Annotated in this window: 17 protein-coding genes; 8 read left to right on the top strand and 9 right to left on the bottom strand. The window is 47.1% G+C overall.

Annotated features, from left to right (window positions below; genetic code table 11):
* The first annotated feature begins 89 nt into the window (after window positions 1–89).
* Together JW953_04550 and JW953_04545 are read left to right on the top strand one after the other, a co-directional pair.
* The gene (locus JW953_04550; protein ID MBN1991949.1) at window positions 90–578 is read left to right on the top strand and encodes a hypothetical protein; all 489 of its coding nucleotides are present in this window, start codon (window positions 90–92) and stop codon (window positions 576–578) included.
* 78 nt (window positions 579–656) lie between these two features.
* Window positions 657–1,223 carry a hypothetical protein gene (locus JW953_04545; protein MBN1991948.1) on the top strand — a complete coding sequence of 189 codons (567 nt, stop codon included), beginning with the start codon at window positions 657–659 and terminating at the stop codon, window positions 1,221–1,223.
* 81 nt (window positions 1,224–1,304) lie between these two features.
* Here the strand turns inward: JW953_04545 and JW953_04540 are convergent, their stop codons facing one another.
* Window positions 1,305–1,664 (bottom strand): hypothetical protein, encoded by a 360-nt coding sequence (locus JW953_04540; protein ID MBN1991947.1) that lies wholly within the window; start codon window positions 1,662–1,664, stop codon window positions 1,305–1,307.
* The gene (locus tag JW953_04535; GenBank protein MBN1991946.1) at window positions 1,661–2,158 is read right to left on the bottom strand and encodes a hypothetical protein; all 498 of its coding nucleotides are present in this window, start codon (window positions 2,156–2,158) and stop codon (window positions 1,661–1,663) included. The genes JW953_04540 and JW953_04535 overlap by 4 nt, the downstream gene beginning before the upstream one ends.
* Window positions 2,159–2,254: 96 nt before the next feature.
* Here JW953_04535 and JW953_04530 point away from each other — a divergent pair, with 96 nt between their 5' ends.
* Window positions 2,255–2,932, top strand: coding sequence for a hypothetical protein (locus JW953_04530; protein MBN1991945.1), 678 nt, complete (start codon window positions 2,255–2,257; stop codon window positions 2,930–2,932).
* 740 nt (window positions 2,933–3,672) lie between these two features.
* Here the strand turns inward: JW953_04530 and JW953_04525 are convergent.
* The 6 genes from JW953_04525 to JW953_04500 all read right to left on the bottom strand — a co-directional run bounded on the left by JW953_04525 (window position 3,673) and on the right by JW953_04500 (window position 16,744).
* Window positions 3,673–5,469, bottom strand: a complete 1,797-nt coding sequence (locus JW953_04525; GenBank protein ID MBN1991944.1) for an ATP-dependent helicase — start codon at window positions 5,467–5,469, stop codon at window positions 3,673–3,675.
* Window positions 5,469–7,208, bottom strand: coding sequence for an AAA family ATPase (locus JW953_04520; GenBank protein ID MBN1991943.1), 1,740 nt, complete (start codon window positions 7,206–7,208; stop codon window positions 5,469–5,471). The genes JW953_04525 and JW953_04520 overlap by 1 nt, the downstream gene beginning before the upstream one ends.
* 64 nt (window positions 7,209–7,272) lie before the next feature.
* On the bottom strand, window positions 7,273–10,017 hold the full coding sequence (locus tag JW953_04515) for a helicase SNF2 (GenBank protein MBN1991942.1): 2,745 nt from the start codon (window positions 10,015–10,017) through the stop codon (window positions 7,273–7,275).
* On the bottom strand, window positions 10,004–12,934 hold the full coding sequence (locus tag JW953_04510) for a DUF1156 domain-containing protein (protein ID MBN1991941.1): 2,931 nt from the start codon (window positions 12,932–12,934) through the stop codon (window positions 10,004–10,006). The genes JW953_04515 and JW953_04510 overlap by 14 nt, the downstream gene beginning before the upstream one ends.
* A complete protein-coding gene (locus JW953_04505) occupies window positions 12,934–13,569 on the bottom strand; it encodes a DUF3780 domain-containing protein (protein ID MBN1991940.1) in 636 nt (211 codons plus the stop codon). The genes JW953_04510 and JW953_04505 overlap by 1 nt, the downstream gene beginning before the upstream one ends.
* Before the next feature lie 91 nt (window positions 13,570–13,660).
* Window positions 13,661–16,744, bottom strand: coding sequence for a DUF499 domain-containing protein (locus JW953_04500; protein ID MBN1991939.1), 3,084 nt, complete (start codon window positions 16,742–16,744; stop codon window positions 13,661–13,663).
* Between the two features lie 393 nt (window positions 16,745–17,137).
* On the opposite strand from JW953_04500, the gene JW953_04495 reads away from it, so the two are divergent.
* The 5 genes from JW953_04495 (at window position 17,138) to JW953_04475 (ending at window position 22,017) form a co-directional block, all read left to right on the top strand.
* Entirely contained in the window at window positions 17,138–17,350 is a 213-nt protein-coding gene (locus JW953_04495; protein ID MBN1991938.1) for a helix-turn-helix domain-containing protein, read from the top strand.
* 106 nt (window positions 17,351–17,456) lie between these two features.
* Window positions 17,457–18,263 carry a DUF2637 domain-containing protein gene (locus JW953_04490; protein ID MBN1991937.1) on the top strand — a complete coding sequence of 269 codons (807 nt, stop codon included), beginning with the start codon at window positions 17,457–17,459 and terminating at the stop codon, window positions 18,261–18,263.
* Window positions 18,260–18,526: a hypothetical protein gene (locus tag JW953_04485; GenBank protein ID MBN1991936.1), complete on the top strand. Its 267-nt coding sequence runs from the start codon at window positions 18,260–18,262 to the stop codon at window positions 18,524–18,526. The genes JW953_04490 and JW953_04485 overlap by 4 nt, the downstream gene beginning before the upstream one ends.
* The gene (locus JW953_04480) at window positions 18,523–19,767 is read left to right on the top strand and encodes a hypothetical protein (protein ID MBN1991935.1); all 1,245 of its coding nucleotides are present in this window, start codon (window positions 18,523–18,525) and stop codon (window positions 19,765–19,767) included. Before JW953_04485 ends, JW953_04480 begins: the two co-directional genes overlap by 4 nt.
* A gap of 225 nt (window positions 19,768–19,992) precedes the next feature.
* Window positions 19,993–22,017 (top strand): recombinase family protein, encoded by a 2,025-nt coding sequence (locus JW953_04475; protein ID MBN1991934.1) that lies wholly within the window; start codon window positions 19,993–19,995, stop codon window positions 22,015–22,017.
* Here JW953_04475 and JW953_04470 read toward each other — a convergent pair.
* A complete protein-coding gene (locus tag JW953_04470; GenBank protein MBN1991933.1) occupies window positions 21,977–22,894 on the bottom strand; it encodes a YifB family Mg chelatase-like AAA ATPase in 918 nt (305 codons plus the stop codon). The genes JW953_04475 and JW953_04470 overlap by 41 nt on opposite strands.
* Window positions 22,895–22,907: the final 13 nt, after the last annotated feature.

Genomic DNA, 22,907 nt, shown 5'->3' with positions numbered 1-22,907 from the left:
TTTTTGTGTGTTCATAGCCAAATTCTCTACCCAAGGGCGGTTCTGCGCAACTCGCAGCCCGCCCATTTTTTATTCTAAATTCAAGTAGAATGAATGGACGAATCAAAGCTGGACAAGGTACACTTATTGGCAACGCAGGTGAGTATTATGTGGTTGCAGAACTCTTAAAGCGAGGTATTATTGCAGCACTTGCCCCTCGTAACGCTCCAGCCTTTGATATTTTAGCTACATACGATAACAAAATGGTCAGAATTCGTGTAAAGACAAAAACGGATAAGTACGATGCATGGCAATGGAACGCAAAAAAGGATGGAATAATCTTTCGTGATCTGGATAATCAAGATGACTTCACCATTTTAGTTAATCTTGCAATGGATTATCGGGAAATGACTTTTTATGTGATACCGACCCATCTTCTCAATAAATGGCTTATTGAAGATTTTCAGGAATGGGTAGCGACGCCAGGAAAGAGAGGACGTCCGCATAATGCTTCTAGTAAAAAGAGAAATCTCCGCTATAAAAAATATCAGGATGCTCTTCAGCAGTATCTGAATAATTGGGATATTCTGTGGCATTAAAACTCTTGTCTTGTGTTTGTTTAGTCGATACGGGCATATTTTAGAGTCTCGTTTAGCCAAAGATACAGGAGCTAAGTTATGAGGAGTCTCGCGATAAGTCCGCACTACAATAATACTGACTTTCCATCAGGATTAACTCTCGACGATAAGATTGAGGTCTTCGCTGATCGAGTTCGTGGCTGGCAGCTTGAGGTTGCTCAAGAAGTTTCTGATAAACTTGGATATTCAGGCTTTGCGGTCCTTCATATTGTAATGAGTTATTTTGAAATGATTGCCAAGTTTCGAGAGGGTTTTACAGAAAGGGGAAAATCAAGACACTTTTTCCGAGAAGGTATTTATTGGGTTTTTCCCGAATTACAGGATCATCTCTCCGAATTGTCTGATACTGTGCTCGATCAGCTCTATGAAGAAGTCCGATGTGCTTTGTATCATGGGGGAATAACTGCACATACTGTAATGTTAACCGGTGATATTGAGACCGCACTAGCTTTCTCTGAGGATGGTAGTCTGGTAGTGATCAACCCACATCGGTTAGTTCCAGCACTATCAGCTCATTTCGAAGCATATGTACACGACTTAGGCAATCCTAAAAAGGACGAGTTGAGACGGAAGTTTGAAGCTCGGTTCAACTGGAATGGCAAATAAAGTGTCATCCAGCTTCCCCTTACACCTTACATTAAACAGGATACGTTCGGTTTTTTTGGGCATGAATTGCAATTGAGAATGTCAGTGACCTTCGACCTCATTGTCTATGACAGGTGGCGGCCAAGACAACCCTAACTCAAAATATACTTGTTTATACACCCTGGTTAGATCATCAAAATGATCGTCTAATTCCTCTTCACAGGTTATTTCTGGTACTCTACGCAACATCCCTGACTCTTTGAGTTGTTCAACCCTGAGATTAAAGATTGCTTCTGCCGCTGCGTGGGGATCAACTTCGAGTAGTTCATCCAGGTTTCCAACCTGAGTTTCATCAAGGCCAGTTGCGTCAATTGGTGGTGGTTCGGGTCTTTGTTCTTTGGACATTTTTGGATTCATTATATCATTGTTGGTTTTATGGCAGGCGGAGAGCAGACTACTCAAAACGCCAAATTCCGCTCCTTCAACGACACCCAGCAATTTCGACCCACGATGATATGATCGAGTAGTTCAATATCAAGAAATGCAGCCGCTTCTTTGATATGGCGGGTTACCCGCACATCTTCTGGGGAGGGAGTTGGATCGCCGGAGGGATGGCAATGAGACAAAACAAAAGCGGGAGCATTGACTCGCACCGCTTCCTTTAGTATTTCGGCTGCTCGAATTTGTACGCTGTTGATCGTGCCCCGGTAGATCATTGCTTCGTGGGTGATCAGGTTTTTGTTATTGAGCAACAGCGCGTGCAATTCTTCCTGATCGAAATACTCAAAGGGGGTGTAGATGTATTCTTGCAGATAACGGGCCAGGTCAGCCGGACAGGCGATCTTAACGGTTTCACTTACTCTGCGCACAAATCTGCCCAGGTTTTCTCTGGGCGGATCAGGTTCTTGGGGGTGCAGATTGAGAGGTAACTGGATGAGTCGTTCATATCCGGGCATAGGGTAATCATATCAAACTCTAATCGGTCTGTAATTAGGGTCAAAAAACTTATTTTTCCGATTGAAAATGGAGAGTGGGCATAATATAGTGGGAGTATGGACACTTGCCCCTCCCCTTCTCTATTCAACCGAATACTGCGTAACCTGCCCGCTTATTTCTCCTCGGATTGGATCACACTGTTCCTTGATCTTTATCAAATTATCAGTAAATGGTTCAACCCGCACCGGCGTGAGGGAATCTATGAAATCCTTGACTATGACTCCACGCTTGAATTGTTGGATACCAAAGGCAAGACTGCCCTTTTCAAGAAACGACAGAAGGTCAAGTTCATCCAAAACCATATCCTGGCCTTTGAAGATTATGCCTGGGGTGATGGAGAGATATTTGCCGACTACCAGTGCTCGCCCGGTGTTGAAGTGGATCGTTACCAAGAGGGTGACCGCTGGAACATTTTGATCTCCCTACGCGAGACCAAAAACAGCGGCAATGAGGCCGATTTTTACATTGAACGTACAGCCAAAAATGGCTTTACCAAAGTTGAGGAATCATTCCAGAGTGAAATTCGCCATCGTACTAAACGATTGAGAATGAGGATTATTTTCCCCAAGAATCGACGGTGCCAAAAAGCGACCCTAGTCGAACGAAGCCACCATCGCACCAAAACGCTTGGCCCCGAACATTTCGTCTCTTTTCCCGATGGGCGACAAATGGTCACCTGGGAGACCGAGAAAGTCCGACGATTTGAAGTGTATACCATCAAATGGTATTGGTGAAAAGAAACGGGCGATGAGTCCGCGGTCATCCATCGCCCGAATAACCTTGCTAGCCGCCGGTTCCACCACTCATAGGGCACCTCCTGGCAGAGATATAGCGGCAATCGCGATCACCTTCATGAAATTGTCAGGTTCATTTCGGGGAGAAGAAATTGAAGAATCAAAAAAGCGCAATCAAATTGATTACACTTATAATAGTACCTTTAGCGGTACTAATTGTCAAATTTAATAATGATGCCGCCAGGTGGCTATGTTTATCTGGGTTTGGGGCCTGGACGGCGTTCTTGCTGCAAATACTCCCGTATGGTCTCTTCCGTGGTAAACCAGTCCCGGCCAATTTTTTTGCCTGCGATAACTCTATTCCGCAGCAAACGCCGGATGTAACTGGGGGTGAGACCACTCAACTCGGAAGCCCTCGTCACTGAGATAAGCTTTGAGGTGAGATCCGCTAACGGATCCCGGTTTGTGGTCTGTTCGGACACCGCAAGGTATATGGTTATAAGAATTTATATAAGCTCAATAGTTAAGCGAGACAATGTTCACCTTGTTTCTATTTCTTAATAAGAAATTCCGATCCTTCCCTAGATTTCAAGGGTGGTTTAAGCAAAGCTGGCAAACCCGGGTTTATGTAGTCGGATAGCAATATGTTTAAAAAACTATCTACAGAGTCAGATTCAGTAGACAGTAACGTTAGTTTCCCTGGATAGCCTTCTCGGTAATCGGCCAGCTGTGACGGAGATCTATTTCATCTCAAGATCATCCGATGACACTAATTCGATACCTTTTAAATTTAGGAAGCAACTAACATTACAAGATCGCACTGTACCATCATACCTAATTCGCTTTCTGCTGGCAGAACAAGAAACATTCATTCGGGCCCTTGTGACCCCTACATAAAAAACACATAGCTCTTGAAGAAAATCGGCCTCTAATGATTGAGTTACCTTTAAGTTACAAGCTTGTTGGCAATTACACTTTCCACATAGGCCAGGATAGTTGGGAAGAGAGTATTGTTCCATATCAGGGAGATATACATAATCCCATTCCAATCCCTTAGCTCCGTGTATTGTAGATATTACTAAATTGGTCTTAACAAATTCTAGATTCTGTTTTAGAGCATTACTTTCTAATATATCTTTCATAAGCGTGATACGATCTTCTACATCCAAAAATGCAAAGTCCTCTACAATGCGCTGACAAAAAATCTCCAATAGACTCAGTAATGCTTCGATTAGCGGTGAGCTATCATCAGAATAGTGGGCTTTAACTTCAGTAAGTAGCGACCTTAAACATCTGCTAGAGACCCCTTTATATGTCTTTAGAATATCAATAAGAATACGCAAACAAATTCTATGGAAATCCACATAATCTTGATCCTCATCACTAAAAAGGGCATAGAAAAATTGGAGGCTATGAATCTTGAACACTTCCAGAATTCTTTTAGTATTTTGGCTTCGTTGTCTTACCAGTACTGCAATTTTTGAATTTGGATTATCACTTTGGATTGTTTGTATTTTCCTTGTAAGCCAGTTTGCTTCTTCAATTTGATCTTCTAGCAGATCGAATTCCACACAGGCACTTTCGCTTATGTTTGGATTAGCAGGATTTTTGGCATTCTCTCGAAGATTGGCATCAAGATTTAGCATCTGTGGATTGTTCTCAAACCTATGATTTTTAGTAAGCACTATCTCCTTCATTGAGAAAAATTCTTTTGCGCGGGATAACAAATTAGGAATTGCACCGATAAAACCATAGATTCTTTGCAGAGAATCTCCCATCAAGATTAACTGAGTATTTGAAGCAACCAATGTTTCTATCAATTGATAACTCAAGATATTAGTATCTTGAAATTCATCAATAATTATCACTGGAAAATATTTTTGATAAAAGTTCAAAATTCGCGGATAATCTTTGAAAAGAAGAATGGTGAGCATCAAAATAGCATTAAAAGGTATGAGGTCGTGTGGAAGAAGTTGAGATGCAACCCGATGGCAATACTCTCTAAAATTCTGTCTTAAGTAATTGGTATTTAACTCTCTTATGGCGTCATTTACGTCACTAAAAAATTTTGCATCATCGAGACTTAAACCAACCCCAAACGCCATCAAATCCTGAGCCTTGCTATCGTCAATCGATTTGAGTATATTGATATTGGCTAAATTATCTGCTATTAAGTATCCATATCGTTTTAAGACATGCCGACAAAAACCATGATAATTAGACACGAACACCTTCTCATTGACACGAAATGGAGGACCAAAATCTGTTTGTAGCAATTCAGGGATCTGTTCAGCTACATCCTTCTTGATTTTATAAGCTGCATTGACACTAAAGGTCAGGGCCAGTAGTTTTTTAGGATTTGGAATCTGGTTTGTAGCCATGAGATTAGCAATTTTGCTAATCATCGTCTTGGTTTTGCCATAGCCTGCTGGTGCTTCTACCAGAATCCTCCCTTCCGACGATAAGATCACCTCTAACTGTTGTATATCGTCGCTATGTATCTTCTGAAATTTTTCTTGAATATCCGTTTCATTCATCAGGAGTTATTTTGGGTTAGCTCAATTGCTTTCTTAATCGCATTTTGATAAATCATTGGTATATCGTCTTTACCTAGAAGTTCACCAACAGTTCTCCCTAAAAGTATCCCTTTGTTGATAATAAACCAGGTTAAATACCATACTTTACGGTTGTTGGTGTCTGTCAGAGAAATGTTAGCTAATGTTTGGCCGGTCGAGAAATTAGAGGGGGTAATGCTATATTTTTGTTTGCACTCATTCAAAATTTTTGATTTTAGAAAACGGTTCTGGCCCAAAGTATCATAATCTTCCAAGATTTTTATCAAAAGGGTCTCTTTATTATTGTCCAAAAGAGTGGTGACAAGCTCAGCCTCAAAATCACGCTCAGTTGTTACAAAAATATCGAACGTGTTTGCAGGAATTTCGGTAGCATCATCACTATCAATTACTCCCACACTATTAATCCCAAAGTTTTCTAATAGTTTCATCAGTGGCAATACTGACTTGATCCCACCAGCCTGAATAATACTAATGCCAAGATCGTCCAAGTCAGAAATATCCATTTTTCCTGCAAATAAAGGCAAGGCCGCAATTTCACTATCGCCTTCAACAATTATTACGCAGCGAGAAAAAAATGCCTCCTTAACAAAGGGAAAATTTTTTAGAAGATGGGCCCTTTTTTGCTCATCAAGAACGATATTCGTTCCACTCTTAACTGAAATGCGATTGTTACATTTATAAAATCTTACTATTTCTGTGAAATCATTCAGTAATACGTTTGGGGAATGCGATACAACGATACACTGGCCGACGAATCCGTCCACATCAAAAACATGTTTAATGACCTTAAGGAAATCAGCCTCATTGTTGGAAATAATCTGACTCAGATACTTTATCAAAGATCTTTGCATATACGGATGCTGGTGTATTTCAGGTTCGTCAAGACCAAGCAATAGAGAAATATAGTTCTCTCCAGTTTCTTCATTTTCGAAAATCACGTTCCTCCAGCGAACATCGCTCAGAGTTAGTAATCTTCCCAGTATTGCGAGTGAAACTGTTGACAAGAATTGAACTCCATAACCGGATTGGTTTAATTCTCTTCCTTCACCATCGGTTAATAGAATGAGTCTTGATAAAAGATTATTCGCTTCCTCTTCTAAAGTGGCGTTTATTGAGAAATCTCTAAAAGACTTCAATTTTTGTAGGACGTCGTTCACCGAACTGATGAGACCGTTTAATCTATCTTTGTCAACGAAATCTAAATCTGCTTCTTCTTCATCCTCAAGACTCCTCTGGATGAGAAAATTAAGGAACTTTCCAACACCTCGATTCCGATCAAAATTTAACTCCGAAGATGGGTTTCTCAACGAGTCATAGTGAATATAGTTGATGGCTCTTACACTGGTTACTGAAATCTTGGTACTGGTTTCTTGATGCCAGAACTCCAAAGATCCCTCCGGCGTTTCTTGAACTGCGAGAATATCTATCTGGTTTTCATTTTCGGGATTAAACAGATCCTCGAATACTCCTAATTCTACATCTTCAAGAATCAGTGTAAATTCAATTTCTATTGCCTCATCTGGATCAGAAAAATCATCATAGCTAAATCCACGTTTGGTAAAAAGCGTATTCAATAAATTAAGGAAATTGGATTTTCCCAGATTATTCTCGCCAATTAGAAAGTTGAGCTTTGGGCTAAAGGTTATTTCAACCCCATCCAAATTCCGGTAATTAGATATTTTTACGAGTTTAAGTCTCACAGTGTTTTTCGATCACCTTTCAAATATTAGAACAAAATCATAAGTTTCCTGACACGATATTCCCCTACCCCCACCCCTCACTCAACACCCGCCACTTCTCTCCGGCATCCAATACCTGCTCGCAGGTTTCCCATTCGACATTTTCAACATCGGTGTAGCGCAGTTCAAAGGGGTGCATTTCCGGCACAGCCTCGATAATCTTTTGGGCGTGTTCTTTTTCGCCGAGAGCTATGGCCACCCAGGCGTCTTCCAACACATCTGGCAGTTGCCCAAACAGGTGGTAGATGTCGTGTAACCGGCTGGAGAGCAATTCGTGAACCCGATCTTCCACCGAGTCCTGATAACGCATATTGAAAATGTAAACGGTATCATTGATTTGCCCAATACGCTGGATGCGGCCTTTGCGCTGCTCCAACCGCGTGGGATTCCAGGGCAAGTCCAGGTTAATGAGCGTGCTCAAACTCTGCAAGTTCAGTCCCTCCGAGGCCGCATCGGTGCCGAGCATCAGTCGTATTTCGCCGCGCCGCACCATTTGTTTGAGCGTTTCGCGGGCAGTAGGCTGCCATTGCCCATTACGCATAATGCCGGAGGTGGTAGGGCCGGAATAAAGGGCAATGGGTTCTTCGGGAAATTCCTGGGTAAGTTGTTCGGCCAACCATTGGATGGAGTCACGATACTGGCTAAAGATAATACAGCCCCGCTCCAGCCAGCCGCGACGTTGCAGGCAATCAAGTACGACCGCATATTTGGGGTCTTGTTCTTGTTCCAGATATTGCCTTAGATTGGCAACACAACTCTCTAAAAGTTGCTGCTGGGTAGAATTTAGCTGTGCTGCCAGGCTACTAGCTGCCCCAGCCACATCGTCAGTTTCGTCATCTTCTTCACTATCAAAATCGGTGTCGCCGCCCAGTAGTTTTTGGGCGGTGGTCAAACCCGCATAAATAGAACTACCTACCCGCCGCAGCAACAGAGTTTTTAGCAAACCAGAACCCCGCCCCAGGCTTTGGCAGAACTCTTCGGCTAGATCATAGGCTTCCCGTAGATAGCCCGGTAGAGGGATGGCTTCGTTTGGACCTTCACCCAGTAGTTCAACCTCAATTCGTTTCAACAGTGGCTCGCCGGTTTCCGGATCAATAGTCTCTTCAAGTTGTTGGCGAGTGCGACGCACAATGCGGCGGATAATGGGATTGTGATCTGCAACCAGGCGCGGAAACAAACGATTAAAACGGTTGCGATCCGGACGAGAGAGTTTGGTTAGGTAACTGCCGGGCAAGATAGATTGCCTATCCGGCACGGCCAAACTTCTCCGCAACGTGAAAAAATCGCGATGTTCCTCTTTGGGTGGAAAAGGATTGCGTGTCCATTCCCACCGCTCAATTTCGTCGGTAGGTAGATCAGCTTGCCCCATTACTAACTCAAGGGCTCGTCCGCCGCGTCGCCATTTGCTTTGCGCATTACCTAATACGGACTCATCACCTCGACTGAGGATGTCGAGCAAATCCCACGCCTCAATAGGGCGTAGCTGAACCGGGGTGGCTGTAGCCAGCAGGACGCTCCGGCTGCGTTCGGCCAGATCATACATGAATCGGAGCAGATTGTTGGGATCAACGGATACGTAGCTCCGATTTTGGCCCAGATTTTGGCGACGGGCACGATGGGCTTCATCAAGAATGGCGCAATCATATTTGAGCCGGAGCAAGTTTTGAGCCGTCTCAGCGCCGTGACTAATCAGACCGCTGGAGACGATGCCAACCCGGCGTGGACATTTGAGGATACCTTCCGGGCCGATGGCCGGATGTTTGTAACCTTGTTCATCCACCCAGCAACGTCCATTCCATACCGCTGAAGGCATAGCCAGCAAATCACGCATTTCGGCCTGCCATTGCCATAGCAGAGTTTTGGGACACACCACTAAAATAGGACGGGTACCCGTGAGGGCGATCAGTTGGGCCGACATAGCCAGTTGCAGGGTTTTGCCCAAGCCAACCTGATCGGCCAGCACAAAGCGGGCACGTTTGGTGGGGCCTTGATGGGCATCAAACACCAGTTTAACAAAATATTTTTGATGCTCCCACAATCCAACCTCGTCCCGGTAAACCGGCGTTTCTACGATGGCCGCTGCCGGATCGGTCTCTGCCCCGTCGCCGGTCAGCCAATCATCAACCAGGTAGATAACGCGGCGATGAGCCAGCCGTTTGAGGTCTTGAATAACTCCTTCGGCCAGGGGGCGTGCCCGGCAGTCGCCCCACAGCGCGTTGAATTCCTCCTGCACCCAGACGACGGCCTCGGGCGAGGAGTCTTCCCAAACAATCTCATAGTTGAGCCGCCAGGCCGATTTCGACTCATTGGCACTGCCCACAAAGCAGGTTTGCGAACCATCGGCCAGGGTGATGACCCCGGCTTTGCCGTGAACCAGGCCAAAGACCTGGTCGGGCAAAACTTTGACTTCCAACTTGCCACTGCTCAACAGTTGATAGAGGTGGCTAAAACGCTCGCGGATGCGCGTTTCGCCTTCACCTTGAAGCAAATTTTCCGGGCGGGAACTTGTCCAGGCCCGGCGGATAGCCATCTGCGCGGCTTTGGCGGTTCTTACATCTTGGGGGTGTAAATCAGAGTTGCAAACAACCCGAATTTTGCCGGTAACGGTTTCTAGTTCTTCGCCAACCAGTTCCAATAGAGAGGAACTGAAGTAACCGGCAATACGATCATACTGTTGGGCACCTTTGAGGCGAGGGGACAGAAAGGAGTGATCCAGTCGCTGGCGACGGGAGGAGAAACGACGGACGACTGAAGCCTTAGACGTGGTCATTTCTCACCGTGCCGGCCAAGAGTTCCGCTGCTTGACCGTCTTTGCGCCAGTGGGCCATAGAGGAAACGCGGACCAGCGACGCTAAATAATCTAGAAGGTGGATGATCCGCTCCCGCTGGTTCCAATAATCCGGCAGTTCGGTTTTGAGCCAGTTGAGACCGGTTTGTGTTTCTTCAGTTTGACGGACTTGATGCACGGCAAAGAGACATTGGCGCAGCAACGAACCATCAAAGCCAGCCCCGGACAGCCCCTTTTTGCCGAATTCGGTGGCGCTTTTGAGGCGGGTTTCATTGGCGCGAGTATTGGCCAATAGCTCGGTGTATTCGGCGGCGCCAAAGCCCCGGGCCAATTCCTGATAAACACCACTACGATATTCGCCGTGACTTTCCACTTCCAACCCCTTCAAATAGAACCGTTCCATTGGAGATAGGAACCGCCAAATGTCGGGGTTGAAGTTCCGGGGCACCAGGTGGTCGGCGGCAATTTTGACCGCATCGCGGATCAATTTTTCTACCGGGCTGATTTCGCCGGGCTTACGCTCACGCAGAATTTCTCGCTCCGGGTTAATCTCTTCGATAGGTTGGGCGGTCAGCACTCGCAGAGCGGCGGCATAGGCAGCCAGTTGGTAATCAGCATCGCCAAAGTTGGGGTCGCTATCATCTTCCAGCCGGGTCATAGTATCAAGCTGGCGGCGCACTTCGGCCTCAACATCGTGGATGATCTCATCCATGAAGAGCGGCTCGGTTTCCTTGCGTTTGCGCAACACCAGCAGAACCGTACCTTGGACGTAATTGCCTTGTTTGAGCGCCGAGTCGGTTTCGGTGGCAATAGTCCAGGCCTGGGTGACGTGTAGTCCAGCAGCCCACAAGATCATGGTCAGATCAGCCCAGACAGCAGCATCCTGGTGGGTGAACATCACGATTTGCAAGCCGTTATCCGGCATGTTTTGCACCAGGCGGGTGTAAGCATCAACCATAGCCCGTCGAAAACTCTCATCACTACCCTGCACCGCCAGTGCCCGCTTGGAGTCAGTATACCAATCGGGAAAGAGCTGGGACAGTTGCTTATCGTACCATGCCAGGAAGAACTCCGACAATTCATGGTAATTTACCGCATCAGCGTAGGGTGGATCGGTGATCCAAATTGTGCAGGTCTCTGAAGTGTCACGGGCATCTGAAGCCATTGTATGTGAGGACACGCAAAACGATGGAACCAGTCGTAAAAAAAACGACGTTTCAAGGTATGTCAATCCTCGACACCCATAGTTAAAAAGGGTATTTAGAGCTTGATTGCCAAATGTCTGGATTACCATTTCTTTGCCAGGATTAGGTGCCCATCTTGTTAGTCGTGAACTCCAATCAGTGATACTGTTAATACCAAGTAAACAAACAGCACGTTCCGCTTTGTTCGTTAGTTTGGCATTCTCCTCTGCAAATAAACCTGCTAGTAACAACTGACGTGGCGTAAAAAGATGGTGCCAGTGGGTCCAGCCACGTTCCCTCTGCAAACGAGTAGTTTCACTGCCAGGTATAATGGCACGGCTGGGAATAAACCCTTTTACCTGCCAGTGATGAAAACGCTCTTTAAGCAATTCCAATACTTTGGCTTCCCGCTGCAAATCATCGGTGGTTGGAGCACGGTAGTGACGTCGGGTGCGTTTCCGTCCTTGGCTATCAAGATACGTCTCGACCCAACGGATACAGTAGAGCCGCTCCTGAAACACATCATCTGGACGAGGAACAAAATCGTCATTTCCCCACAAACGAAGGTTGCGCCGGATGACCTCAATAGGGGTAGAGGGGCCACCATCCGGGGGAATGAGCCGTGAATTATCTACTGTACCGCGACTTCGGGCTGTTTCCATTCCCGCTTCAGAGGCAGCTTCCACAATTTCAATATCGTACCGTCTGTTCTTTTTGTCGGGTACAAGCTTAGCGATGATATTTTTGCTGGCCGCAATAACCCAATTGGGGGCTAAAGGTATCCACCAACCAGACTCGGGATCGCGTACTTCCACACAATATAGAAAAACGTCGGCCCGCCACCCCAAACTGTTGTGCTCTATACCCCAAGAATTTATCTGTTTGCCAACGGCCTCATACACGTGCTGTTGGGCGGCCTCAACTGCTGCTACAGTTTCCTGCCCACCACCATCAATATTTAATGCCGCCCAGGTTAACAAGGCTGCCATCGGGTTTAGATCGGCTCCATAAGCTTCCACCCCCAATCGTGCCGTTTCAAAAGGAATAGAGCCGCCACCGCAAAAGGCATCGCCCACCCGAGGCACGTGACCAAAACGGAGTTGACCCAATTCCTGCACCAGTTCCGTCAAATTGTTGGCTTGAGTTCCTAGATGAGCATTAATCTCGTCCCACGATTCTGGCGCAGGACCATCAACCTGTTCGGGCCGGTCGCAATAGATCAGTTTTTCATCATAGCTCATCCGATCAAAAACTAGCCGTTGCAATTCCTCACGTTCTTCTGCTTCGGCACGAGAAAAGCGGCGTATCTGAGGGGCGTCAGATGGAGCGGTTGGGTCCAGGAATCGCTTCTGAACAGAATGTGGTAAAACCAACAACTCTTCAAGCAGTCTTTTTCCGGGAATAGTCTTGGTTTTGCGGTGCCACAAGCCCTCACTATCCATCGTCATCAACTTCAAGAAAATCTCCCGATCTTTTTCTGGCTCGGTAGTGGTAGGCAGCAACAACCCTAACAAGGCGGCTCGCACTAATACTAGCGGCTTGCGGCCCCACCATTTGCCTAGACCGGTCAAGGTTTGTCCATTACCAGCCTTACGTTCCTTATAGCTTTCCATCGAAATTTTGGCGACGGGGAATTGGTGTTCAATGAAACAAGGGGCATCCGCCAGTGGGGTTTCGGCGGGTGGCGTGGCAGATTGGGGCTGGCTGGTCACAATTACTCCTCGTTTAGTTCAGTTTCCCGGAGGGCAGCAAACAAGGGCGTTTCGGCAGCTCGACGGTAAAATTCGGGGAGAGTGGTTTGAGTTGTAAAATGATCCGTAACCGGATTTTCGGTTAAGGCGTGGCGCACAGCTCTGCGCCAACCTTTGCCCCGGTCGTTCAGGCCGTGGCCGGTGGCAGCAGCGGTTTGGGTATACAACCACCAGCGTTCCTCTGGCTCTAATCCCCGCCAATTGGCAATGGCCGCCGGGATCAGGCCGGGGTCAGCATCTTCAATGGCCCAAGCCAGCAGCACCAGTTCTTTGCCCAATTCGCGGCGTACCAGATTGGGGCCAATTTTCCAACTACCAGATTTAACGCCATACTTTTTCAAACGGCGGTTAAACTGGGCGCGTAACTCATCGGCAATGGCCTCCCACTTGAGGTGGGCTAGGCGCACCCGAATTTGACCATCGCTGCGGCTGCCATAGGAGACCTCACTGGAACCCTCAACTGGGTCCCAAGTGAAATGCTCACTGATTTCAACGTGATCGTGTTGGCCGCGCGGAATATTTACCAGAAAATGGTGCGTGCTATTTTCTGGTTCAAAGCCAAATGTATTTTGTAAAAGCCGCTCAGTTTGTTTGCTCATCAGTTACCACTTTTTTGACCGTGAGACTGCTTAAAACAGATGAAAAAGTATACCGGATATTATACACTGATTTTGCCGGTTCGACAGATGACTACTGCTGGACTTCGCCGGGTTGTAAGGTAGTTTTATCATCCTCCACCCATTCCAGCAAATCTTGCCCCATCTCAAAATGAATAGCCTCAGCCCCAAGTTGTACCTGGCCGGTGGTTTGCAGTTTGCGCAACGCGGCCAAACACTCCTCGATAATGGCCGGTTCAACCCACTTCTCCGAGTTGGTTTGCAACTCAAGCCAGTCCCGGTCGCCGCTTTCACCGGAGATGATCGCCGACACGCCCAGAGGGATACCTTGATGTTTTTTGAGCTTCTCAATAAAGTCGTAGGTGTCGCGCGTACTGGAAAATCTGAAACGCTGGGTTGGTTTCCAGGTGGCCGGACGGTCGCGTTCAACTTTAACCGTCTCATCTCGATCCCAACTGATGGGGATACGCTCTACCTGAGAGCCGATATTGTCACGTTCGGCATAAGCCAAAACCAGTTGCGAACTGCGGGAGATGATGAAAGGCTCATTATATACCGCCCCGACCGTTTTGGGGTCTGAACCATCGGTAGTGTAGAAAATCGGAGCACTTGGCGCAGCTTGCAGCTCCAATTTTTTGTCGGTGCCACTTTGAAAGGTTCGATACTTGAGCGTAATGCGGTTTTGCCAGCTTTTGGCCGGGCCGGTTTCGTGTTCGCCGGTTGAATCAACCACCAGAAAAGAAACACGCAACTCAGCGGTTTTTAATTCGTCGCCCTCAATTTTGGCCGAAGCGGTTGTGGCTGCACTGCCAACATCATAGTAAATGGTATCACCGTTCCGGGGGGTCAGCTTAAGTTGGGCTTCCCCCGTATCATTATCGCGCTCCATCTCTTGGATGGTAAGATCGGTCTTGGGTTGCGGGAAGGGCCCCTTGTCCACAAAGCCACCCTCCTCGCGCCACACATCGCGCCGTAGACAATCGGTTTTCAAATCATCCAAGGCGCTGGGTAAATGCCACTGCCATTGGGTATTGGTGGCGGCGCGCAGTTTTATCTCGCTCCAGGGTAATGATTGGGTAGTAAACAGGCGGCGTTCGCATTTCTTTTGAAAAACTTCACCGGTTACATCAGTTTCAAATTTAGCCTTTTCTTTGAGCAGTTCAACAATTTGGTCCTCGCCGCTATAGCGGTTGCCTTCAAACTGCATGCTGAAGTCGGCGCTGGTTAGGCCGTTTTTTATGGGGAACCACAAAGTGGTAAAGGTTTCTCGCACCGCCGAATGAAAGGCCAACAGAGTGCGTTCGGCCAGATCTTTAGCCTGAGTCATCTGTGGATCATTGTCCGGCACATGCTCGGCGGCTAACTCATCCAGGATTTGCTGGATCGCCCTCAAACGTTTGCCAGTATCAATCAGGTCGTTATAGGTGTTTCGCGTGCCGGTTAAAAAAGCGAGCCGGTTTTGGTAAGTGGCTTGGTCAAAAAATCGCTGCAAATCTTGTCGCAAGCCAGACCCCGGATGTGGTTCGGTGATAATGAGGGTGACCTGGTCTTGCTCCAATTCGATTTCATCCACCGCCGGTAAGGCCAGTACGCGCTGGTAACACCAGCGGTTGGTCGGCTGGAAAATTTCGGCCAGCCGGGTACGCAATTCCCGCACCGCCTGTTCAGCCTGATACGCCTTCACCAGCGACTCAAGTTTGGCGTTGAGATTCTGTGTATTCTTAAAAAACAGTTTGCCGTCGCGGGTACTGTGCAAGTACCAGGCTGCGGTGGACAACCGGGCCAAAACGTCGTTCTTAAGTTTGGAAAGGTCACGGTCTGGTTCGGCTAAAAAGGCAATGAGTTCAGAGATGGATAATCCCAAAACGGCGTTAGGCACATTTGCCAGCGAAGCCATAAAGAGCAAGCGACAGGCGTCTTGTGTGTCGGTACCGCCCAATTGGGCATCCATTACCTCTGCCACTGCATTGCCACCGGAAGCAATATCGTGAGCAACAGCATTGCCCAGTGTATTGTTGATTTGATCAATTTCGGTCATCGTTTCCTGGTAATTAAAATCCAGATCGTGGGCGGCAATCAGATAGCGTTGATTGGCTGCCCCAGTTTCCCACAATCGGGAAACGACAATTCGCATCAACCGGATTAGCCCGCGTGTCTGCTGAAAGCCGAGATTCTCGCGGAAACGGGCGTACAAGTCGCGAATAGCGGGATGGAAAGGATAAGACACCTGGATGCGGGCAGCAAACTGCTCCGGCGACTCATTGGTGATGTCCATTTGCCTGGCATCACGAACGGCTTTGGCGTAGCCCTGCGCCACCTCACTGATTTCGCTTTCAGTGGGGAGGGTTTCAAAAATACGTTTACGCAGAATATGGTACAGTTCGTCCGAGTTGATCCGAACCGGCTCCAGGCTCATAGCCGTGCGATGAGTTTCTTTCTCCAGGTCGGCCAGCACTGTTGAAATTTGCTGGCTGCCAGTTTCATAAGAGCCAGTCAGGTCGGTTAGGACCAGGCATACCCGGTCGCAAGCTTCGCGACCAATCGCAACCAATAGGTTAGAAAGCGCTGTTGCGGTTACTTCGGCCAAGTCAGAATTACCAATCGCCTTGGAACGAGCACTCTGGAAATAGGGAGGCAACTCGTCGAGCAAAATCAGGACGGTTTCATTGGCGAACAACTTCTCCCACGCTTTTTGGCCGGGGGCTTGTAAGGGTGAGTAAAGGTCTTTGAACTGATCCTTTTTGTCCATCTGTTCCGCAATAGCGCCCCAAAGACCAAACGGTGCGTCGGACTCGCGGCCAGAGAAGGCAACGACACGGATTGGCCCTAGGTCAGGGTCAGGGGTGTAGAATTCGCCCATTACCTGCTCGCGGAACTCAGGGTGCTTGGCCAACAAACCCAAGACCAACAAGTTGTGAGTTTTACCACCCCCCATCGCCTGCCTGAGTTTAAAGATACCCTGACTTGTTTTACCTTCCAGACGTTTGAAACCGTGTTCTAATAGGGTTTTCATACCTTCGGTAATGTAGTTTTCGTTGAAGAACTCTTCAGGTTTGATCCGATCGCCGATCAGATCGGTCAGATCCAGCACTGTATCTCGGCGCTGAGTGTCAAAGGCGCTTTCACGCGGGGTACAAAGTTGTTTTAGTGATTCCATTGGAGATTCCTCAAATTTTAGGAATTGTTGAAGATATGATTATTGGGTGAAGCGATTTCGCTCCTATTGGAGTGGGCTATTTTTACCTGGTAGTGAGTATGAAGAAACTAGGTTCTTTGCTAATTTTGATACTGCTTTATCAAGCCTATTCGATATTTTCTTGCCAAACCATTCATAAAGTCAATTATACCACTATTTTAAGTTTTTTTTAATCTTGCCCCCTATTCTCGATGAAAATTGCACTTACACTTGACAAAAATTTGTTTTTTGAGTAATATAGGTAGTAGATTTACTACCAATACCAAATTGATAAAAATGATTGCCAAAATTAGCCGTCAAAGCCACATTATGTTAAAATCGTCCCATAAGTACTACCTATTAAAGGACGATTCTATGCCTGAATGGCCCAGCTACACCATCAAAGAAGCCAGTCAAAAAACCGGCTATAACGAAGAATACCTACGCCGCTTGATTCGGCACGGTAAGATTGAAGCCATCAAAGTTGGTCCCACTTATCTGATTCGCGTGGATAGTTTAGAGAAGTATGTGACCGAAATTCAGAACTCAGACGATGCCCGTACCGGCCCAAAGGCAAAGAAAGAATAAGTCTCTTTTTTTAGCTAGATAGGTAGTAATTTTTCTACCAAAATAAATATGACATATTTTTTTGAAATAATAGGTAGCATTATTTATACCTAAATGGAGGTACCTGATGAATACAAAAACAATCGCTTGGATTACCGGAAGCCTGACGTTATTGATGGCATTGTTTTCCTTTGTCTTATCCTTCAATGCCTTGACCGATTTGGCCGCCCAACATGGTGTCAGCATTCCCCCACTCTTTCCCCTAGTCGTTGAGGCGGGTGTGGTTATCTTCAGTCTGAACGCACTGTACAGATCGGTAAACGGTGAAAGCGTCAGATGGCAATGGGCCTTGATCATTGGTTCCTCTTTGATCGCCGGTTCGTTCAATGTCGCCCACGCCCAGACTGACATTCTAAGCCGGGCTATGGCTGCAATGCCCAGCCTGTTTTTATTGCTGTCATTTGAAACCTTCATTGGACAGATCAAGCACGTCGTTAAACGTTCAAATACTGTCGAGAGTATTGAACAACTGACAGAGGAACTGAACACCAAACGTCTGGAACTGGATGAGCTGATCAAAGCTAAACAGTCAGCACTCAACCAACTGAACAGTGAGGCCGACAGAGTGAACAGTTCGATTGAACAAGCTCAGGAGACCTTGAACAGTCTGCGAGAGGAAATTGAACAAGCCAAACGTGTGCAAAACAGCAGTATTGCACAGGCTCAACAGGTCAAAGCGCAACAGGATGCCTTGACCATTGAACAACGCCGCGGCAAGTTGTTGCACATTCTGACCCTCGAGTGTGACATCGGCCCGACAGCCCTGGCTGACCGATTGAACACTTCGCGGGGTACAGTGTACAGCGACTTGAAAGCACTGTCAGAAACTGGACAGGTTGTCAAAAATGGTGACGGTTGGGAGGTTGTGCAATGAACACTCGTGCCATAACTCTCTGTCACCAAACTCGTTTAGCTGTGAACATCGTTGTTGAAGATGATACAGGACTGCTGGCATTTTCAATTGCGTTTGCCACGGGGTTGTTCGGGCTGTTTTGGCAAGTCAGCCAGTGGGTGTCAGTAACCAGTTATGAACTATCGGCATCAATCAGTGATGTCAAAGCGGCACTGGATTTCACAGGTAAGGTCTTGACCATCGGTTTCAATGCCCTTACCTATGGATTGGGGGTGAATTTATGAAAAATCAAATCACCATTGCTACCGTTGGACTGATCGTTCTATGTATGTTTGGCTGGTACATCGATAGCTTGGCTCACAATGAGATCACCGAGGCTGTTAGGTGGGTCGTCTACGCCCTAGCCTTCGCGATTATCGCAGTTCTCGTTGGCGTTTCCATTGTTGCGGTGCTCATTATCAATGAACGCATCCTCAAAGAGCGAGCCGACCGAAAGGTGATGGAACGCGATTCCAAAGTGATGGTAGTGCGTGCGATGGAGGGTGAACAAGTCTACATCCGGGATACTGATGACAAAGTCACTTGGCGTAGTGCACATCTGGATGGTCGGATCTATGCCAATGGAAGAGGTACATTGCCGAGCCAAGTGGAAATGGCAGCTTGGCAAACCTATATGTTACGTGGCCGCCCCAATGTGATCAGTCAGGGTATCGAAGCCCAATATTTGCCTGCGCCTACCCAGGTTGATCTGTTAGCTGCCTTGGATAGTGTACAGCGATGTCTTATCGTTGGCCCCAGTGACTCCGGTAAGACCACCCTACTTCAATGGCTCATCAGCCGGAAAGTGCAAACCTCCAAGACCATTGTCATTGACCCCCACGGCTGGCCGGATAAGTGGCCTAATAGCACCGTCGTTGGTACCGGTCGAAACTATGCCGAGATCGAAAGAGGATTGGATGCTCTGGTTCAGTTGATGACCAAACGGTATGACGAAATCGGCAAAGGTATGGTGGTTGAGGGAACCCATCCCAGAGTGACCATTCTTATCGACGAGTGGCGTGCTATCGTCTACAACGTCAAGGGTGCTAGCGAAGCCATCAAAGCTTTACTGACCGAAAGTCGTAAGGCGGCTTTTAGTGTATTTGTCGCCAGTCATTCAGATCGAGCCAAACCGTTGGGTTTGGAAGGTGAATATGACTTGAAAGATGGGTTTGCCGTCGTGAGATTATCAAATGTTAATGGTCAGCGCCAAGCGACCTTGGAGACTGGAAACGGTGAAGTACCAGCCATTCTCCCTGGCCCATTTACAGGAACTGTCCCCTACTCTGTCAATATTGACAATCTTACTTTTACCGAAGTGGATATGGAGCCGGAACCCACGGTAGCAGAAGCCTGCATTTTACGTTTGTACTCAGAGGGCAAAAGTATCTCTGCCATTGCTGAGGAAGTATTTGGCTCAAAGGGTGGTAATCAGAACCAGCAGGTCAAAGAGATTTTACAAAAATACAAAGGTGTAAAGGTGTAAGGTGTAGTTTACACCGGTTGCACCGGGAGATTACACTTTACACTCATCAAAAAGTTATAAAAAAATCATAATTGGCTAATGGTTTACGTAATTGTTAGCCAAGTAATTGATGAAAAAACAACAAAAGAATAAACCACCAATTAGGAAACAACTTGATCTTAAGACGGCATACAAAGTTTTGATTAAGGCATATCTACGGACTACCGCAGATAGAAAGGGGAATTCATGATGGGAAGAACAAGATACCAGCCTATCACAAAAAAAGATGATGCTTTGTTTGGTGACACCCAACTGCCGTTGCATCTACCGGTTGCCGTGTATTATCGCCAGTCAACCGAAGCACAAATAGGTAATATCTCAACTACTATTCAAACAGTTGATATGGTGGAACTGTTGAAGGGCCGGGGATGGGCAAAGGACAAAATAATAATGATTGATATGGACGCGGGAATCAGCGGTACAACCAAGATTGATGAACGCGAAGGCATGAGCACCCTTTTTAGTTTAATTACAAATGACAAAATCGGTGCTGTTGCCTGTCAAGATGAAGATCGCTTGTTCAGAGACATCACTCAAATTCAAGTCAACATCTTTATCGAAGCCTGTAAATCTCATAACGTGTTGGTTATCACCCCTACTGTGGTTTACAACTTCTCTCACCCGCAACTAGGGACATTTCACGCTCGGCAGTTTCGGTTCAAGTCAGAAATGGCTGCTGAGTATATCGATTCCTATGTAAAAGGCCGACTACAAAAGGCAAAGCGGCGTTTACTGGACAACGGGTTATGGGCAGGGCCACCTATCCCTCTTGGCTTCATGATAGATATGAGAAAAACACTACCCAGTGGTAGTCCTAACCCCAACTGGCGTAAACTGGTAGAATTCCAACCTTTTGCCGATGTCACACGAGAATATTTTAGATTATTTGTTTCATTTGGAGGTCAAGCCAGAACTACTGTGAGGTATATTAATGAACACGGACCGTATTTCCCAAACCCTAAAGAGTGTCAGCCACCAGAGGGATTTAAGATCGTTTATCGAATAAGACAGACTGGCGGAAAGTGGTGTTTGAGCCGGACTGCTCTTATCAGCATGTTTACAAATGCGATGTATCTTGGGCATTGGATGGTCAATGGGAATATTGTGCACTGGGATAACCATGAGGCAATTATTGACGAAGAGTTGTTTATGAGGGCGTTCAATTTTCTGTCAAAAGTAACTTTGGATGGAAAAAAGAATCCAAATTACAATCCTGCCCGTCAATACCGTAGGCCACAAAAAGAAGAAGAACGGCCAAAGGAGAGACCATTATGTGTAGGTCTAGTATTTTCTCAGGAGGATGGGGAGTGGCGGCGAGTGGGTTCAAATTGGGTAAGCCCTCTCCAACATTATACTTATACGTATTGGTCTATACATGATGATACAAAGTATTTATGGAGTAAAGCTGCGGATTTTGTAGACGAAACGATCAGTTCGTTGATAACAGGTAAGCTACAAGCCACCTTCGACTTTGATACTTGGGAAGACTCTGTTAACGCCTATATCGAAGAGTTTGAAGAAAAGCAAAAGGTCAAACGTGCCCAGTTAGATCAACTTACAACTATAAAAGAAAATCTGGTTGGTAGTTTGAGCACCTTAACAAATCCTGAAATGATCGCTGCCGCACAACAGAAATATGAAGATGCACAGGCTGAGATCAATCGCTTACAATCTGAACTGGCTACCGATACGGGTAATATATCTCAAATCAATCGGTTAAAGAAAATTAGGGAAAATTGCGGTGAAGTGCTTGAGAATTGGGGTACTATGACCAGAGATGAAAAACGAGAGGTTTTACTTTCGTTTATTCAAAGGATAGAAGCTAACCCGACAGATGGACATGGTTTGCGCCTTGTTATTCGTTGGAAAGATAGAACATCAGATGAGATAGTGCTTCCCCGGCAATCGACGACAGGGACACAATGGCTTCCTTACGAGGTAGAAGAACTGTTATCACTGGTTGCTTCTGGCGCTGATCAGATCCAAATAGCTAGGGCTTTTCCTCATCGAAAGTGGGAGATGATCAGAGATAAATATTATAGAACAACAAGAAACGGGATGCGCAAATTCGTCCCCAAACCTATAAAAGATACAGAAACCTATTTTGATTATTTGAAGCGTATTGGGGGAGGTGGTGATGATGATGAGTGTTTGGCGTATATCAAAGATGTCAACTGTTCAGAAACAAGACCCCACGATGCGCCAGGCTGATCTCGCCGGGTTTGGGCCAGCGCCCGCCACCAATCAAGCCCGCGTAACTCACCGTATGGTGCGGCGAGCGAAACGGCCGGTGGCGCACCAGCGGCTCATCCGGCGAAAGTTGGTCGGCCACGGAGTAAATCCGGGTTACGTCTAAAGCCTCTTCCACCGTCATCTTGGGCAAAATACCGGGCATTGAACGAGCGATCAGGGTTTTGCCCGCTCCCGGCGGCCCGCTCATCAACATATTGTGTCCCCCGGCCGCGGCCACTTCCAGGGCGCGTTTGACATGCTCCTGCCCCTTGATCTCCGCCAGGTCGCAGGCATAAGGCGGTGGGTCGCCGTCCAGGGAAAAGTTGACGGCATAAGGGGCTAATTTCTGGTGGCCGCTCAGATGGTCCACCAATTGCAGCAGGGTTTCAAGCGGATAAACAGTCAGCCCTTCAATCAGCGAAGCTTCGGCGGCATCCGTGGCGGGGACAAAGAGGGTGGTGAAGCCTTCCTGTTTGGCTAAATTGGCCATCGGCAGCACCCCGCTCACGTGGCGCACGCCACCGTCCAGCGATAACTCGCCCATCACAATGGCCTGGCCCACCTCGCCGTAAATCTGCTCCGAGGCCAACAGAATGCCAATGGCAATGGGCAGGTCGTAGGCCGGGCCGGCCTTGCGGATGTCAGCCGGGGCCAGGTTCACGGTCAAACGTTCCGAGGGAAAAGGCAGGCCGGAATTTTTTATGGCTGCCCGCACCCGCTCGCGGCTCTCTTGCACGGCGGCGTCGGGCAAACCAACAATGGTCATCGAGGGCAAACCCCGCGAGATGTCAATCTCTACTTCAATCAATGCGCCGTCCAAACCTACAACGGCGCAACTGGTAACTTTGGCCAACATTGAACCCTCCCAG

The sequence above is a fragment of the Anaerolineae bacterium genome, assembly GCA_016931895.1.
Lineage (GTDB): Bacteria > Chloroflexota > Anaerolineae > 4572-78 > J111 > JAFGNV01.
Note: the sequence above shows the minus strand (reverse complement) of the source record. Positions and strands in the feature narration are given on the sequence as shown.

Bases quoted from the DNA above. Each gene is read 5' to 3' on its own strand.
- JW953_04550 (MBN1991949.1), top strand. From the start codon at position 90: ATGAATGGACGAATCAAAGCTGGACAAGGTACACTTATTGGCAACGCA.
- JW953_04545 (MBN1991948.1), top strand. From the start codon at position 657: ATGAGGAGTCTCGCGATAAGTCCGCACTACAATAATACTGACTTTCCA.
- JW953_04535 (MBN1991946.1), bottom strand. From the start codon at position 2,158: ATGCCCGGATATGAACGACTCATCCAGTTACCTCTCAATCTGCACCCC.
- JW953_04530 (MBN1991945.1), top strand. From the start codon at position 2,255: ATGGACACTTGCCCCTCCCCTTCTCTATTCAACCGAATACTGCGTAAC.
- JW953_04525 (MBN1991944.1), bottom strand. From the start codon at position 5,469: ATGAATGAAACGGATATTCAAGAAAAATTTCAGAAGATACATAGCGAC.
- JW953_04515 (MBN1991942.1), bottom strand. From the start codon at position 10,017: ATGACCACGTCTAAGGCTTCAGTCGTCCGTCGTTTCTCCTCCCGTCGC.
- JW953_04505 (MBN1991940.1), bottom strand. From the start codon at position 13,569: ATGAGCAAACAAACTGAGCGGCTTTTACAAAATACATTTGGCTTTGAA.
- JW953_04500 (MBN1991939.1), bottom strand. From the start codon at position 16,744: ATGGAATCACTAAAACAACTTTGTACCCCGCGTGAAAGCGCCTTTGAC.
- JW953_04495 (MBN1991938.1), top strand. From the start codon at position 17,138: ATGCCTGAATGGCCCAGCTACACCATCAAAGAAGCCAGTCAAAAAACC.
- JW953_04490 (MBN1991937.1), top strand. From the start codon at position 17,457: ATGAATACAAAAACAATCGCTTGGATTACCGGAAGCCTGACGTTATTG.
- JW953_04485 (MBN1991936.1), top strand. From the start codon at position 18,260: ATGAACACTCGTGCCATAACTCTCTGTCACCAAACTCGTTTAGCTGTG.
- JW953_04480 (MBN1991935.1), top strand. From the start codon at position 18,523: ATGAAAAATCAAATCACCATTGCTACCGTTGGACTGATCGTTCTATGT.
- JW953_04475 (MBN1991934.1), top strand. From the start codon at position 19,993: ATGATGGGAAGAACAAGATACCAGCCTATCACAAAAAAAGATGATGCT.
- JW953_04470 (MBN1991933.1), bottom strand. From the start codon at position 22,894: ATGTTGGCCAAAGTTACCAGTTGCGCCGTTGTAGGTTTGGACGGCGCA.